The 13,753-nt window shown below is 61.2% G+C and carries 13 protein-coding genes and 2 pseudogenes; 10 read left to right on the top strand and 5 right to left on the bottom strand.

The window, feature by feature from the left end:
• Window positions 1-149: 149 nt before the first annotated feature.
• On the top strand, window positions 150-1,115 hold the full coding sequence (locus AB4Y32_RS31150; protein WP_368725002.1) for a GlxA family transcriptional regulator: 966 nt from the start codon (window positions 150-152) through the stop codon (window positions 1,113-1,115).
• 76 nt (window positions 1,116-1,191) lie between these two features.
• On the opposite strand, the gene AB4Y32_RS31145 is transcribed toward AB4Y32_RS31150, so the two are convergent.
• Window positions 1,192-1,407, bottom strand: a complete 216-nt coding sequence (locus AB4Y32_RS31145; protein ID WP_368725001.1) for a hypothetical protein — start codon at window positions 1,405-1,407, stop codon at window positions 1,192-1,194.
• Window positions 1,408-1,766: 359 nt separating this feature from the next.
• Between AB4Y32_RS31145 and AB4Y32_RS31140 the strand changes: the two genes are divergently transcribed.
• Window positions 1,767-2,069: a hypothetical protein gene (locus AB4Y32_RS31140; protein WP_368725000.1), complete on the top strand. Its 303-nt coding sequence runs from the start codon at window positions 1,767-1,769 to the stop codon at window positions 2,067-2,069.
• A 413-nt stretch (window positions 2,070-2,482) separates the two neighbouring features.
• On the opposite strand, the gene AB4Y32_RS31135 is transcribed toward AB4Y32_RS31140, so the two are convergent.
• The gene (locus tag AB4Y32_RS31135; protein ID WP_368724999.1) at window positions 2,483-2,674 is read right to left on the bottom strand and encodes a hypothetical protein; all 192 of its coding nucleotides are present in this window, start codon (window positions 2,672-2,674) and stop codon (window positions 2,483-2,485) included.
• A 156-nt stretch (window positions 2,675-2,830) separates the two neighbouring features.
• On the opposite strand from AB4Y32_RS31135, the gene AB4Y32_RS31130 reads away from it, so the two are divergent.
• The 6 genes from AB4Y32_RS31130 (at window position 2,831) to AB4Y32_RS31105 (ending at window position 8,601) form a co-directional block, all read left to right on the top strand.
• Window positions 2,831-4,102, top strand: coding sequence for a hypothetical protein (locus AB4Y32_RS31130; protein WP_368724998.1), 1,272 nt, complete (start codon window positions 2,831-2,833; stop codon window positions 4,100-4,102).
• A gap of 174 nt (window positions 4,103-4,276) precedes the next feature.
• Window positions 4,277-4,804 (top strand): 2,4'-dihydroxyacetophenone dioxygenase family protein, encoded by a 528-nt coding sequence (locus AB4Y32_RS31125; RefSeq protein WP_368724997.1) that lies wholly within the window; start codon window positions 4,277-4,279, stop codon window positions 4,802-4,804.
• Between the two features lie 3 nt (window positions 4,805-4,807).
• Window positions 4,808-5,575, top strand: coding sequence for an SDR family NAD(P)-dependent oxidoreductase (locus AB4Y32_RS31120; protein ID WP_368724996.1), 768 nt, complete (start codon window positions 4,808-4,810; stop codon window positions 5,573-5,575).
• 75 nt (window positions 5,576-5,650) lie between these two features.
• Window positions 5,651-6,964 carry an MFS transporter gene (locus AB4Y32_RS31115; RefSeq protein WP_368724995.1) on the top strand — a complete coding sequence of 438 codons (1,314 nt, stop codon included), beginning with the start codon at window positions 5,651-5,653 and terminating at the stop codon, window positions 6,962-6,964.
• Between the two features lie 14 nt (window positions 6,965-6,978).
• On the top strand, window positions 6,979-7,710 hold the full coding sequence (locus tag AB4Y32_RS31110) for an SDR family NAD(P)-dependent oxidoreductase (RefSeq protein ID WP_368724994.1): 732 nt from the start codon (window positions 6,979-6,981) through the stop codon (window positions 7,708-7,710).
• Between the two features lie 81 nt (window positions 7,711-7,791).
• On the top strand, window positions 7,792-8,601 hold the full coding sequence (locus AB4Y32_RS31105; protein WP_368724993.1) for an IclR family transcriptional regulator: 810 nt from the start codon (window positions 7,792-7,794) through the stop codon (window positions 8,599-8,601).
• 125 nt (window positions 8,602-8,726) lie between these two features.
• Here AB4Y32_RS31105 and AB4Y32_RS31100 read toward each other — a convergent pair.
• Window positions 8,727-8,989 (bottom strand): annotated as a pseudogene (locus AB4Y32_RS31100) (IclR family transcriptional regulator domain-containing protein); the annotation flags it as partial.
• Between the two features lie 458 nt (window positions 8,990-9,447).
• On the opposite strand from AB4Y32_RS31100, the gene AB4Y32_RS31095 reads away from it, so the two are divergent.
• Window positions 9,448-10,842 (top strand): 3-deoxy-D-arabino-heptulosonate 7-phosphate synthase, encoded by a 1,395-nt coding sequence (locus AB4Y32_RS31095; RefSeq protein WP_368724992.1) that lies wholly within the window; start codon window positions 9,448-9,450, stop codon window positions 10,840-10,842.
• Window positions 10,843-11,177: 335 nt separating this feature from the next.
• A pseudogene (locus AB4Y32_RS31090) lies at window positions 11,178-11,399 on the top strand (hypothetical protein); the annotation flags it as partial.
• Window positions 11,400-11,455: 56 nt separating this feature from the next.
• Here the strand turns inward: AB4Y32_RS31090 and AB4Y32_RS31085 are convergent.
• Window positions 11,456-12,133, bottom strand: a complete 678-nt coding sequence (locus AB4Y32_RS31085; protein ID WP_368724991.1) for a carbonic anhydrase — start codon at window positions 12,131-12,133, stop codon at window positions 11,456-11,458.
• A gap of 18 nt (window positions 12,134-12,151) precedes the next feature.
• Window positions 12,152-13,465, bottom strand: coding sequence for a DUF2254 domain-containing protein (locus AB4Y32_RS31080; protein WP_368724990.1), 1,314 nt, complete (start codon window positions 13,463-13,465; stop codon window positions 12,152-12,154).
• Between the last annotated feature and the right edge of the window lie 288 nt (window positions 13,466-13,753).

Genomic DNA, 13,753 nt, shown 5'->3' with positions numbered 1-13,753 from the left:
GCGTCAACGAGAACCCGGATGCGGCGCATTTCGCGGCGCATGAGGATGTGCTGATGATTGCGCGCGACGATGTGCGACGGGGTCCAATGTAGCCCTCGGACGCAAAAAGCTGTATCGTCGCATATGACACCTTTATGGTCATTTACGCCATGCGCATCGCCATACTCGCTCTCGATGGATTGTTCGACACAGGGCTCGCCGTCACGCTCGACGCGCTCGGAGCCGCGAACAAGCTCGCTTCACGCGCGATAGGCGGGGCACCGCGCTTCGACGTGACAGTCGTGGGCGTGCGCAAGAGAGTGCGCTCGGGGCACGGCTTCTCGATCCCCGTGCAAGCGATCACGCCGGCGCTGAAGCCGGATTGGGTCGTTGTTCCCGCAATCGGCGCATCGACTCCGGATTTGCTGATTCCCGCGCTGGAGCGCGCGGATGTGAAGCAGGCCGCCGCGCAACTGCTCAAGTGGCGCGACGAAGGCGCGTTCATCGGCGCGTCGTGTATCGGGACGTTTCTGGTCGCCGAAGCGGGCCTGCTCGATCATCGGGAAGCGACGACGACCTGGTCGCTCGCGCCTCTCTTCAGGCAACGCTATCCGAATGTTTCCCTCGACGAATCGCGCATGCTCGTGGCAACCGACATCGGCGTGACCGCGGGCGCCGCGATGGGGCACCTCGATCTCGCGCTCTGGCTGATCCGCAAGGCGAGCCCGGAGTTGGCCACACTTGTCTCGCGTTACCTGCTCGCCGATATCCGCTCGCTACAGGCGCCGTACATCATTCCGAATCATCTGGCGCTGGCGGACCCTTTGATCGAGCGTTTCGAGCGATGGGCACGCAATCATCTGAAGGACGGCTTTTCGCTGCAGGACGCCGCCGCCGCGCTCGCGACCAGCGCGCGCACGTTGCAGCGCCGCTGCCAGGAGGTGCTCGGGAAATCGCCTCTTGCCTACTTTCAGGACTTGCGTGTCGAGCGCGCGCAATCGCTTCTGCACGGCAGCGGCCTCGACCTCGAGGCGATCGCCACGGAAGTCGGTTATGTCGACGGCGCGACGCTGCGAACGCTGCTGCGTCAGCGCCTGGGGCGCGGCGTGCGCGAACTGCGCGCCGATCTGCGGTAGCCGTGAATGGCGCCGAACGCTTCTCGCTTCGTTCTGTAGCGTCGACATGTCGGATTGCGCTTCGGCCGCGCTTCATTCACGGCATCGGTCGCTCACGCGATCGCAGGCAACGCGTCGTCCCCAAGCCGCGATCCGCTAGATTGTTGCCTTCGAGCACGGCTTCGTCCGCGCGATGCTGCCCGTCGCTCTCTTCGATCGTCGCTCCGACGGATTCCCATTTGATCAGGAGCGCCGCGATCAGCCCGAGCGCGGGCGCGAGCATCAGAATGCCGATCATGTTGTAGAAGCCCACCGACGCAACGAGGAGCGGAGAACTCCTCGCAGATGACGCCTTCTCTGACCACGGTTCTGCTGCCGATGTATGAACCCGGCGTGCACGCTGCGCGCGCTGTTGCACTGGATGAAGGACGAGACAGCGCCCGAATCCGAATGCCTGCCTATCGAACTTGTCGTGAGAGGGACGAGCGGGCCACCCGCCGCGTGATGCCGTAGACCCGCTCGGACTCGTCGTGATTCAGCGCCGCGTCGCTTATGCTCGCGCATGCAGGAACCGAAACGCGAAATTGCATTCTTATCACCGGAACCTTCGAGCAACTGAAAACCGGTGAGAAACGAATGACACATCTGTTCCGACGATGGCTAGGCGTTCTGGTGATCGCATCTGCCATGATCTGCCCCGACGCTGCGCACGCGACGACCGCAATGGGCGTTCCGTCATGCGGCCAGTGGATAGCCCGAAAAAACTCGCTCCCCGACAAGGCGACGAGCGAGTCCTGGCTCCTTGGGTATCTGAGCGGGCTCGCGACGGGAAGCCGCGTCGATATTCTGCGCGATACCGACTACGACTCGCTGATGGCGTGGATGGACAACTACTGCAACGCTCATCCGCTCGAGCGCGTGAGCGGTGGAGCAGCGCAGCTTTATCTCGACTTGCAGGGTCGCATGCCGAAATAGCCTGATCTTTGGCGCGTCAGTGCGATTGACGCCAGGGTCGATTCCGAAAAAAAATTCTCAACACGATTAAATTTTTGGCGGTATTTGACCGGCGTATTACCGGTAATTATGTCTTGCCGTCTAAAGGCGCGGCGCATCTTGTCGCTGATTGTGCCGATCGCCAATCGACGGTACCGCGCACTTTTGAGCGAACAACGTCCAATAATTACCTCGTCGGAAGAATGGGCCGTCAGAGACTCGCGAAAGAACTTTGCTTTCGGCAATCAGAAAGGCGGAATTTCCTTTCCGAAAATGAAGATAGAAAGAATCGCGCTAATTAGACGAATGTACTGCTTGCCTATGCAAATCGAGCCGCGATGCGCGTATTATTTACCCCGGTCGAACGGGCATGCGCGAATAACTTGCAGAACCGGTTATATGCGAATGCCAATGTTTGCGTAGTGCATCAGCGCAATATCAGGATAGGCGGCAGTAGTGGCAGGATAAAAAGGAGAATCGTCGAAACCCGCTGCGCAAAGTTCTGCTGGGCTCGAAAGCGTGTGCCTGCGAGCATGGCGACATCCGCGCTTTAGCATCACCGCCTCCATGTCGTAGAGGCGGTTCACGCAGTTCTCCATTTCCCCGCATCGAGCAGGTGAAGAATCGCTGTTACCAGTAAGGACTACTGCGTAATGCGGATTCGCTCGCGCCGTCTTTCCCAGTTCAAGCGATCACCTGGTTGTGTTTGTTCTAGAAACTTTCTCGATAGGGAAGAATTAACAATGATTAAACGACGTCAATTTCTCGGCGGCCTCACGGCTCTCGGTGGTGCTTATCTTCTGAACGCGTATGGTCAGACTTCCGGGGTCGCGGCAGGAGCGTCGCCCGACGGGACGGCGATCCCTTCTGCGACGTCGATCATCGACAAGATGGGCTCGAAATGGACGGTGAGCAACGGTGTCATTTATCGCAACGGCAGTACCGTGGGCAACACGTACAACGTGTCGCTGCTGCTCTGGTACGGCGGAAAGATGTGGCACATCGGCACGGGCGGACAGTTCTACGTGCACACCGACCTCGACAAATGGCTGCCGTGTAGCGATCCTCGCGTCGACGTCGGCGCTCCTCCAGGATCGTTTTACGGCATCAACGGACACTTCGACTATACGTACACGCCCGCACAACTCATCTCGATCCTGAAGAGCATGGGCTGCACGAATTATCGCGTGGGATGCTCCGACGACCCGAAGCAGGTGAATGCAGTCGTCAAACTGGCGCAAGCATTCCAGCCGAGTGGCATTTCGCTGCTCGTGCTGATCAACCAGGGTATCTTCGATTCGAATGGCATTCTGTTTACCAGTGAGTCCGCCGCATATAACCGCGGATTGCAGGCTGCGATGACCGTTGCCAATGCACTCAAGCCATACGGTGTCACGGTCTATGAATGCGGGAACGAACTGACGCGGCAGGTTCCGACTGTCCTCGACTTCACCAGCGCAGGCACCAAAGCAATCGACTTCAACAATCTGAATTGGCCCGTCATGCGCGGTGTGATGCGCGGGATGATCGACGGCGTAAAGGCGGTTCAATCCAACGCGAAATGCGGCATCAACTTCTGTGTCGCGGATATTGGCGCAGCCGATGCGCTGTGGGACGGCATGCAACCGGATGGCTCCGGCGGCTATCCGAAGGTGCGATGGGACATCACGACGTGGCACAACTACGAGGTGTACGGCGACATCTTCAACATCGGCATTGATGGTGCAGGCCCGGGGTTCGACTTGCCTACGTATTGCAAGGCCCGATATGGCGTGCCGTTCGTCATCACCGAATGGAACACCGGCCCGGAGAAATCTCAGGACTATCGCGCGAGTTACATCACGAGCACGCTTGGCAAGTTCTATCAGGGGCGCAAGACGCACAACATTCAGTCTGTGATGTACTTCGTCCTCGACAGCGGAGACAACACCTTTGGCATTATGACCAATGGAGTGACGCTCAATCCGCCGTACAGCGCATTCACGAGTTTCGTGGCGGCCAACGCGGATACCTGACCTCAAGGCACATCGTATCTGCATCATCCGTTTCCGCTCGCATCGCGAGTGGAAACGCACGGAATCGACTGAGTCAGAGCCGCACAGGCGCTTGACACGTTCCGCAAATCGTCCGACTATGTGTCCACAATACGAAGTTAATGTCCATAATATGGACGGCACATAGGAGACGAGATGGCAACCCGACCGAGTGGCGTCGATGCGATGACGCCCTACCAGCTTCCCAATCCGCCCGAAGCGTTGCGCGAAATCGTCGTCGAGTCCGCGATTCCGCAAGACGAACGCCTATGGGTTCCGCAGGCCGAAAACGTCTGGTTCCGGCCACTGTGCCTGAACGTATCGAGTGGCTACTGGATGAACCTGCTGCGCGTGCGCAAGTCGGGCGTCCTGAGTCGGCATCGTCATCCGCAGGCTGTGCATGGGATGGTGCTCAAGGGCCGCTGGCGCTATCTCGAACACGACTGGGTGGCCAACGAAGGAAGCTATGTGTTCGAGCCGCCGGGCGAAACGCACACGCTGTATGTGCCGGAAGACGTCGAGGAGATGATCACGTACTTCCAGGTCAACGGCGTGATGTACTACTGCGATCCGTACGGCAAGCACACCGGCTATGAAGACGTGTTCACGAAGCTCGACATGTGCCGCGCGCACTACGAGCGCGTCGGGCTCGGCGCGAGTTACGTCGATCAGTTCGTGAGGTGAGCGGTGAGCGCGCCTTTCGAATTGCGCCGCGCATCGTATGACTTTTCAGGCGCCGTGGCCGTCGTCACGGGCGGCGCACGCGGCATCGGCGCTGCGATCGTTCAGCGGCTCGCGGATTGCGGCGCATCGGTGGCCGTATGGGATCGCGACATGGAATCCGCCGACGCCAGCAATTCCCACGATTCGCGCATCGCGCGCTTCGCCGTCGACATCACGGATATCGATTCCGTCGAGCGCGCCGCAAACGCGACGCTCGAACGCTTCGGCGGCATCGCGCTGCTCGTCAACAACGCCGGCTATGCGGGGCCGACAATGCCGCTCGAACAATACGATCCCGCCGAATGGTCGCGCATCGTCGACGTCAATTTGACGGGCACCTTCAACGTCTGCCGTCAACTGGTGCCCGTTCTGCGTCGCGAGGGACAGGCGCGCATCGTCAACATCGCATCGCTTGCGGGCAAGGAGGGCACGCCGAACGCGTCGGCGTACAGCGCCGCGAAGGCTGGCGTGCTCGCGTTGACGAAGTCGCTCGGCAGGGAGCTCGCGCAAACGGGCGTGCTCGTCAATGCGATTGCGCCCGCGGCGGTACGCACGTCGCTGCTCGAACAGATGTCGCCCTCGCACGTGCAGACGATGATCGACAAGAGCCCGATGAAGCGTCTCGGCGAACCCCATGAAGTCGTCGAGCTCGCGCTGTGGCTCTGTTCGTCGTCGTGCTCGTTCAACACGGGTGCGGTGTTCGATCTGTCCGGAGGCCGCGCCACTTACTGATTCATCGCCGTCAACACTCGCAGTATCCAACGAACCTTCCACAAAGACTCAAAAGAGCATCGGAGGAGACAACACATGCAACCGAAAACACCGCGCCTGCGGCGCATTCAATGGATCGCGCTGACGTTCCTCACTCTGGCGGGCATCGTCAATTATCTGGATCGCAGTACGCTCTCCATCGCCAATCATTCGGTGAGCGCCGAACTGGGCCTCTCGGCTTCGCAGATGGGCTTGCTGTTGTCGGCATTCTCGTTTGCGTACGCGTTTTCGCAGCTTCCCGTGGGCGCGATGCTGGACCGCTTCGGCGCGCGCGTGATGCTCGGCCTGGGCATGTTCGTGTGGTCGTGCGCGCAGTTGTGCGGCGGCCTCGTTCATACGTTGCCGCAGTTTCTGGCGGCGCGCATTGCACTCGGCATCGGCGAGGCGCCGCAATTCCCGGCGGGCGCGAAAGTCGTCAGCGAATGGTACGCGCTGCGCGAACGCGGCCGGCCGACAGGCATCTTCACGACCTCGTCGACGATCGGACCCGCTCTCGCGCCGCCGATTCTCACGGTGCTGCTGCTCGCGTTCGGCTGGCGCTGGATGTTCGTCGTGATGGGCGTGCTTGGCATCGCGGTGGCGATCGGCTGGTACCTGATCTATCGCAATCGCGGCGACGTGACACTTGAGCCGAACGAGGTCAGGCACCTGACGGAAGAAGAACCGCACGCGCGCGCCGAACGCAAGATGACGTTCGCTGAATGGCGCGGCCTGTTTGCGTCCGCAACGACGTGGGGCATGATCTTCGGCTTCATGGGCGTGATCTACATGGTGTGGCTGTATCTGACGTGGCTGCCCGCGTATCTCGAACACGAACGCCATCTGAGCATTGCGAAGACGGGTTGGGTCGTGTCGATTCCGTACATCTTCGGCACGCTCGGCATGCTGTCGAGCGGCTTTATCGCCGATGGCCTGATGGCGCGCGGCATGGAGCCGATGCGCAGCCGCAAGTGGCCGATCTGTTGCGGGCTGATCGGCGCGGCCGTGTTCACCGTGCCCGCCGCATACACGCCGACGTTGACGCTCGCGATCGTCTATCTGTCGCTTGCGATGTACTTCGTCAATCTCGCGAGCGGCGCAGCATGGGCGCTCGTCAGCGTCGCGACGCCGCGTCATCTGGTGGCGTCGCTTGGCAGTATCCAGAACTTCGGCGGCTATTTCGGCGGATCGTTTGCACCGTTCATCACGGGCGTGGTCGTCGACCGGACGCACTCGTTCGTCAACGCGTTTCTGATCAGCGCGGGTGTGGCGTTCGCAGCGGCGCTCGTGTACATGTTCGTCGTGCGCGTCCCGATCGAGGACAAGGGCGAGCAAGGCGCAGCCGCGCAAGCACGCGTGACCCAATCTTGAACTTGCACATCGACATGACGTTTCAACACGATCTGTTTGCAGGCAAAACGGCCGTCGTCACGGGCGGCACGCAGGGCATCGGCGCGGGCATCGCGCGCTGTCTGGCCGCGCTCGGCGCGCGTGTGATCGCGGCGGCGCTCGCGCCGACCGACGCGCAACGCAGCGCGCTTGCCGCCGACGGCATCGAGACCGCGTCGCTCGACGTGGCGTCGAAGGACGATGTCGATGCGCTGTTCGCGTCGCTGACGTCGCTCGACATGCTGGTGAATTGCGCGGGCGTGATACGTCGCGGCGACGAACTCGATCCCGACGTATTCGCGCAAGTGCTCGACGTGAACCTGACGGGCACGATGCGCGCGTGTGCGGCGGCGCGGCCGCTGTTGCGCGAGCGCGGCGGGGCGATCGTCAATACGGCTTCGATGCTGAGTTTTTTCGGCGGCGGGCTCGTGCCAGGCTATAGCGCGAGCAAGGGCGGCGTCGCGCAGTTGACCAAGTCGCTTGCGATTGCGTACGCGGCCGATCGCATCCGCGTGAATGCCGTGGCGCCCGGCTGGATCACGACGCCGCTCACGCAGGCGTTGCAGGACAACGACGAACGCTCGCGGGCGATTCTCGAACGCACGCCCCTCGGACGCTGGGGATCGCCCGACGATATCGGTCCCGCCGTCGCGTTTCTCTGTTCGCCTGGCGCGTCGTTCATCACGGGCACAGTCCTGCCCGTCGATGGAGGATACCTGGTCGCGTGATGCCGCCGCCCGTCGATACCGAAATGGGGCGGCACGGCGGCTCGCTATAATCGCATCGCCTTTTCCGTTCCCGAAACGATCATGTCCAATCCCGCCACCGATGCCATCGAAGCCGCGCGCGCCACGGGCACGGCTGCCTTTTCGAAGTTCATGTCGGTGCTGCAATTGATCGCCGATGCGAAGGATGCGCCGAGTGTGCCGCAACTGGCTGCTTCGAGTGGCTATCCGCGTCCGACCGTTTATCGGATCGTCGGTGCGCTAATCGCGGAAGGGCTCGTCATCGAGAGTCTGCGCGGCGGGACGTTCGAGCTGGGGCCTCGACTGATGATGCTCGCGAGCCGCAACTGGGAGCGCTCCGATGTGCGCGTCGCCGCGGCGGACGCGTTGCAGGCGTTGCGCGACGCGACGCAGGAAACCGTGCACCTCGCCGTGCGCAGCGGCAGCGAGATGGTCTACATCGAAAAGCTGGAGAGCCCGCACGCGGTGCGCATGGCATCGCGGATCGGCACGCGCGTGACGCTGTATTCGAGTTCGGTCGGCAAGGCGTATCTCGCCGCACTCGATCGCGCGTCGCGCGATGCATTGCTCGAAGGCCTGACGCTCACGCGCTTCACGCCCAACACGATCATCGAGCCCGCAGCGCTGCGCGCCGAACTGAATGCGACGCGCGAGCGCGGCTATGCGGAAGACCGCGAAGAAAACGAAGCGCAGATCTTCTGCTACGGATGCGCGATTCGCAGCGCTGACGGATTGCCGATTGCTTGTATCAGCGTCAGCATCCCGCTATTCAGGCGAAGCGAGACGCCGCTCGAAACCTACGTTGCGCCATTGCGTGCCGCGTGTGCGGCCGTTGCTGAGAGGCTCGGGCCGGCACCGCGTTCGGCGGGCTGAGGCTGCGGTCCGGGTTCACGCCCGTCAGCAGGGCGGACGCCCCTGAACAAATCTTTCCATTGCCTGGATGCTTTTTGCGCGAGGCGCGCGAGCAGGCGAGGCGACGACGTACGAGCCCTCGGCACGTAGCCAGGCTCAGCGCTGATCGTCATTGCTTCCTTTTCTTAACGCCGTTGCAATCGGCCCGTCGACCGACGAGTCGAACCCGCCTGTCGCTCCCAACGCGGTGAGTGCCGCGCACAAGCGCCCGTTGACGTCGAAGAGCGGCGCTGCAACCGCGCTTATGCCTGCTCATGCCTGTCAGGTTAGTGTCTCTGACCGTCGCGCAGCCCGTTTCGCGCACTTCCTGTTGCAGCCGGCCGATCGGATCAGCCGGATCGGCTCCAGCACATGGTTCGAATCAGCCGGGAAATTCGATTGCCTGAGCCGGATGACGCGCGAGGCGCGCGTCCGCGTCACTCCGTTTTCGTCTTCTCTGGTTCGGGCTGCTGCTGCGGCTCGGCTCCGCGTTGCGTCGGCGCTCTCGTGCACGCGTCCGGAGGCGTGACATACGGCACGTCGTTGCAGCAGCATGCATAGACGGGAAATCCGTACTGGTTGGTGCGGATGATAGTCGTTGGCCCGTGCAGCGGGCACACCGCTTTCATGGCGCCTCCTGAAACTCGTTGCTCAACTGCTTATATCGTACTCGCGGGTCGTCAACCCGGCACGTCCCGTTACCATTAGATGTAGTGTCAAAGTGGAGAATTGGCTGAAACGCCGTTACCATCGGATCAACCGTAGATCTGCTTACGGCGTTGCCAAATGATCTACGCCGCTACAACGGCAGATACAGTCTCTATCGTCATGTCCCTGCTGCCATTGTCTCCGTTGATCGACCAGGTGTTGCGGACCGTCGCTCGCCGCTATCGTTTGCCTGCGTTCGCCGACACACCTGATCAGACACAAAACGCCAGTCCATCGACGGTACTCGCGATTGCAATCGAGCAGGCGCGCAGCGCAGTGGCGTGCGCCGAAGTGCCGCCCGCGTCAGCGAAGCGCCTTTTCGTCGAAGCGCTCGCGCGTTTGATCCATGAAGCGATGCGCACGCAATCCGGAGACCCTGTTTTTCAGGCTATGGTACTTCGGCACCGGACGGCACAGGTGCAAGAGTACGCATCGCTGTCCACTCACGCGGATCATGACCGCCGTCTGATCCATGCGAGTGTCAATGCGATCGCGCATCCGGCCAAACAGCAACGACGCCTGCCGGGGCCGCAGCGTGAGGCGCTGGCTCAACTGCATGCGTGTGCGTCGTCCTCGTCCTGGTCAGAACTGCACGATGCCGCGCGACGTCTGCGTGACATGCCGGAGATGGCGAACGAATCGTCATTCGAGCGCGGCTTGGCTCGACTACTCGACAGTCCCGCGTTGGAACGCTTGCGGCGTCTCGATGCGCTCGCGTCGGATGATCTCGTGCGTCAGTACCGATTGCTATGGGACGGGCATGGCCCCCGCTCGGGAAGCTCCAACGCCGTTGCGCATGGCGTCGCGTCGCAGCAGCGTGGCGCTGCTGTCGAAGCATTGGCCGCACAGGCGCTCGAAGCGTTGGCTCAACGACTCAACGAGGCTCAGAGTGATCGCGCGTCATATCGCGTCGTGACCTCGATGCGCGCGCCGCCTTCATTGCCGGCCAGCCCCGAGCGCGCCAAAACCGAATGGGACGCGGTCCTGCTAAGACGTGCGAGCGCGGATGATGAAACAACGCTCTGCGACGTTTGTCTGTTCGTCGAGGCCAAGGCCTCAGTCGATGCTGCAACGACCGACCTCTCACGGCTGCTGCGTGGATTGCGCCTGCTCGCACACGCCGAAGAAAACGTCGCTTATTCATTCGAGACGCGGCAAGGGACGGTGCGTCTGCGCGGCGCGTCGCTACGCGCGCTGACAACCGACGAGGCCGGTCTGGCCAAAAAGGTTCTCTATTGCTGCGATGCGCCGGCGAAAACGACTCCGCGTTTGCTAGGCGCCGCCAGCCGGATGCAGCTTTTGTCCGCGCAGGCGAGCCTGGAATTCGCGACCGCCTTCGCAGACGGCCGACATGCAGATGCGCAAGACCTTGAGCCTGTCTGGCATGAGTTGCTGGAATCGCCTCGATGGCGTGCTGTGCTTCACCAATATCCGATGCTGCGCCAGGCGCGTGATCTGATGGTTCATACTGAAGATCTGCTTGCTGCGATCGACGGCGCGGCTGAAAACGGTTGATCACTTGTTGAGGGCGATGATGACATCAACCTTCAATGTCCAGGCGGCTGCCGGCTATGAACAGCTGATGGGCCGCTGGAGCAAACGGCTCGCTCCGCTATTCGTCGAGTTCGCGGTTCGGTTTCACGTTGGGTACAGCCCGAGGGCGTATTTCTTCTTTCCTCAAGCGGCCGCTGCTCTCTCAAGGGTATTGGACCAAAGGCCAATATCAAAACCAGTACGCGGTTATTAAGCTGATACCGTAGAAAAATATCGCCGGACGAACTCCAACAGCGCTTAGCTGGAGGCCTTCACTGGGGGGCGCATGGCAGCATTCGTCGATCATCCGGCCGTCGATCAATCGCATTCCGATCGGCGCATGGATATTGATGTTCGTAGTTGCGCTATTCGGCTGCGTAGTTCAGGGATACGGCGCAAAGGGTAATCTTCGAAGAGACTTGCTCATCACAATCTTGCCGATGACGGTTGCGTTGTCGCTTGCGCTCATCGCGGATATCGACAGTCCACGAGGCGGCATCATTCACGTTCAGCCACAGAATCTCGCGAGGCTTCTGTAATCGCTCGGGAAATGATGCCTGTTCGACTCGCCACGGGACGCTTGCCGTGATGTTCTTCACCGCGCCCGTGCGGCCAGGCGCGCAATCATACGATCAGCCATCGCGCGGTCGATGACTTCGAATGAGCGGGTCGCGCGCTCATAGGCATACATGTCACCCGTCGCGATGTCGAACCACCAGCCGCTCAATACCAGTGCCCCGGCCGTGACCTGCTGATGGACGATCGGATAGGTCATCAGATGCTCGAGCTGCACGAGCACGTTCAGTTGCGACAATTGATCGTACGGTTTCAGCCTGCCATCGAGCGGACCTTCGTGTTCGAGGCGAAACGCTGCGTTGTTCGCGTGGTACAGCCACTTATCGAGGTTCGGCGCTTTCAGCTTGGCGCTGCGTGTATGCACGGCTTTCATCGCACCGCACCCGGAATGCCCGCACACGACAATATTCGCGACTTTCAATACCAGCACCGCGTACTCGATCGCGCTTGCCTCGGATAGATCACCCGTCGAGGCCCCCTCTGCAGTCGCCGGTGGTATCAGGTTGCCGACGTTGCGCATCGTGAACAGATCGCCCGGATGGGTCGAGGCCAGCAGGTCCGGCACAACCCGGCTGTCCGAGCATGTGATGAAGAGCGCATCAGGCGTCTGCGCGAGCGCCAGTTGGCTGAACCGCTTCGCGTATTGCGGCAGCATTTTCTCGCGGAAATCGACGATGCCCATGATGAGTTTGCGCATGGCTCGCCTCCGAAAAGGCTAGTTGTTTGCTGTCGAGGCCGCCGAACCTCCAAGCCCTTGCGAGTCCGGGATACGGGCCAACGCCAGATCCTCGGGAAATGGATGCTTCGAGGCGATTGCACGATCGAGCAGTGTCAACTCGACGCGCAATGCGTCATGACGATGCTCCGGCAGGCTCTGGACGAGGTTCTCAATCGCCGCGCGCAGACGCCGCGCGATTTGAATGCTGCCGACGCCACACTGGCGTATCTCGCGGAAACTGATGTGCACGAAGTCTTCCCAGTTGGGCGTTCGCAAGATCACGCGCACCTGTCCCGACTTATCCATGATCTCTTCGACGTGCAGCGACCGTTTGCCCACCATGCGCAATAGCCGGTGCAACTGGTCGATCGCAAGCACGGCCGTGGTCGGATCGTTGATCGCCGCCGACAGCGCCTTTAGCGCGATGTCGACCAGAATGCGAAACGCGAACATCGGGTCCTGTTCCATCGTGCGTTCCGTGCCGAAAGCGACAAGCGTGCGCAGCCTGTCGTCATTGATGGCGTCGGCGTTCCCGTATAGATAAAACAAGGGGTCGTCCACCGCGACGAAATCGCCGACTTGCGGCACGAATTCGATGACTACGCCAGCGCGTCGCGCCTTGGCCACCAGCAATTCCAGATTCACGGCCAGAACGATGCCGGACGTCCCGCGCTGACGAACAATGCGATCCGGTACGCCTCGCTCCTTGTCACGTTCCGGCTGGGTAACTACACCCTTGGTCGGGGCGGAATACACGCTCTCGATGACCGCGGTCCCGAGTTCCCCAACGCGAGCCACAAGGCTTACGGGACGCAGTGATTTCGCGGCGTAATCGATCAGGAAAAGGAAAGCGACGACGGAAGCGAATCCGCACAGCGCTGCGATGAACACTTGAAGCTGGTGTACTTCACTCTCACCCATCCAGCCCAACGTCCTGTTGGCGAACAGCAGTGAGAAAACGAATAGTCCCGAGATGCTGCGGATGATGTTGTCGCGCAGCAGCGTCGTCGCGATGATCCGCGGGGTGTACTGCCCGCCCGCGACCTGGATTGCGACCAGCAACGAACCGAACGTAAATACCAGAAACGCGAGGTCCGCGGAAACGATGTCGCCGACCAACGACCGCGCCCCCGTCATGGACAGCCCGAGAAAGCCGGTTTTCGGATCAAGGAATCCTTGTCTGATCATCCACCGTCCCGCCATTTCAGTGAGAGGCTTTAGCACGGCATAGATCGCGACTGCGATGAGCGGCACAGTCCACAGCGAAGTTCTCAGGTAGCTCTTCAAGCTGTACCAGCGATTCCAGTCCATGTTTGCTCTCCATGCGATTCATAGAGCGGCGGAGATCACGTGTTCGCGGGTCGCCAGGTGGCATGCAAAGGAGGCTTCCCGAGCGGGCGTGCGGCTGCGCATACCCCACGGTCACTTCCTCTGGTGTCGTCTTGAGATCGTCGGCGCCATCCAGTGCTGTCTGATCGAACGGGTCGAGTGGGACTTGCTGCCCGCCTCAACCCGCCCGATAAACTGAATCCGCCGTCATGGGGAGCTCCGCTGGCGCGGACCAGGTCACGGACACGTGAACCTTTGCACCAATCAGAC

It is taken from the genome of Paraburkholderia phymatum (assembly GCF_040965635.1).
In the GTDB taxonomy this organism is placed as follows: Bacteria; Pseudomonadota; Gammaproteobacteria; order Burkholderiales; family Burkholderiaceae; genus Paraburkholderia; species Paraburkholderia phymatum_B.
Note: the sequence above shows the minus strand (reverse complement) of the source record. Positions and strands in the feature narration are given on the sequence as shown.

Excerpts from the sequence above, each read along its gene's own strand:
- AB4Y32_RS31130 (WP_368724998.1), top strand. The coding sequence starts at position 2,831 with ATGATTAAACGACGTCAATTTCTCGGCGGCCTCACGGCTCTCGGTGGT.
- AB4Y32_RS31125 (WP_368724997.1), top strand. The coding sequence starts at position 4,277 with ATGGCAACCCGACCGAGTGGCGTCGATGCGATGACGCCCTACCAGCTT.
- AB4Y32_RS31110 (WP_368724994.1), top strand. The coding sequence starts at position 6,979 with ATGACGTTTCAACACGATCTGTTTGCAGGCAAAACGGCCGTCGTCACG.
- AB4Y32_RS31115 (WP_368724995.1), top strand. The coding sequence starts at position 5,651 with ATGCAACCGAAAACACCGCGCCTGCGGCGCATTCAATGGATCGCGCTG.
- AB4Y32_RS31150 (WP_368725002.1), top strand. The coding sequence starts at position 150 with ATGCGCATCGCCATACTCGCTCTCGATGGATTGTTCGACACAGGGCTC.
- AB4Y32_RS31095 (WP_368724992.1), top strand. The coding sequence starts at position 9,448 with ATGTCCCTGCTGCCATTGTCTCCGTTGATCGACCAGGTGTTGCGGACC.
- AB4Y32_RS31105 (WP_368724993.1), top strand. The coding sequence starts at position 7,792 with ATGTCCAATCCCGCCACCGATGCCATCGAAGCCGCGCGCGCCACGGGC.
- AB4Y32_RS31085 (WP_368724991.1), bottom strand. The coding sequence starts at position 12,133 with ATGCGCAAACTCATCATGGGCATCGTCGATTTCCGCGAGAAAATGCTG.
- AB4Y32_RS31080 (WP_368724990.1), bottom strand. The coding sequence starts at position 13,465 with ATGGACTGGAATCGCTGGTACAGCTTGAAGAGCTACCTGAGAACTTCG.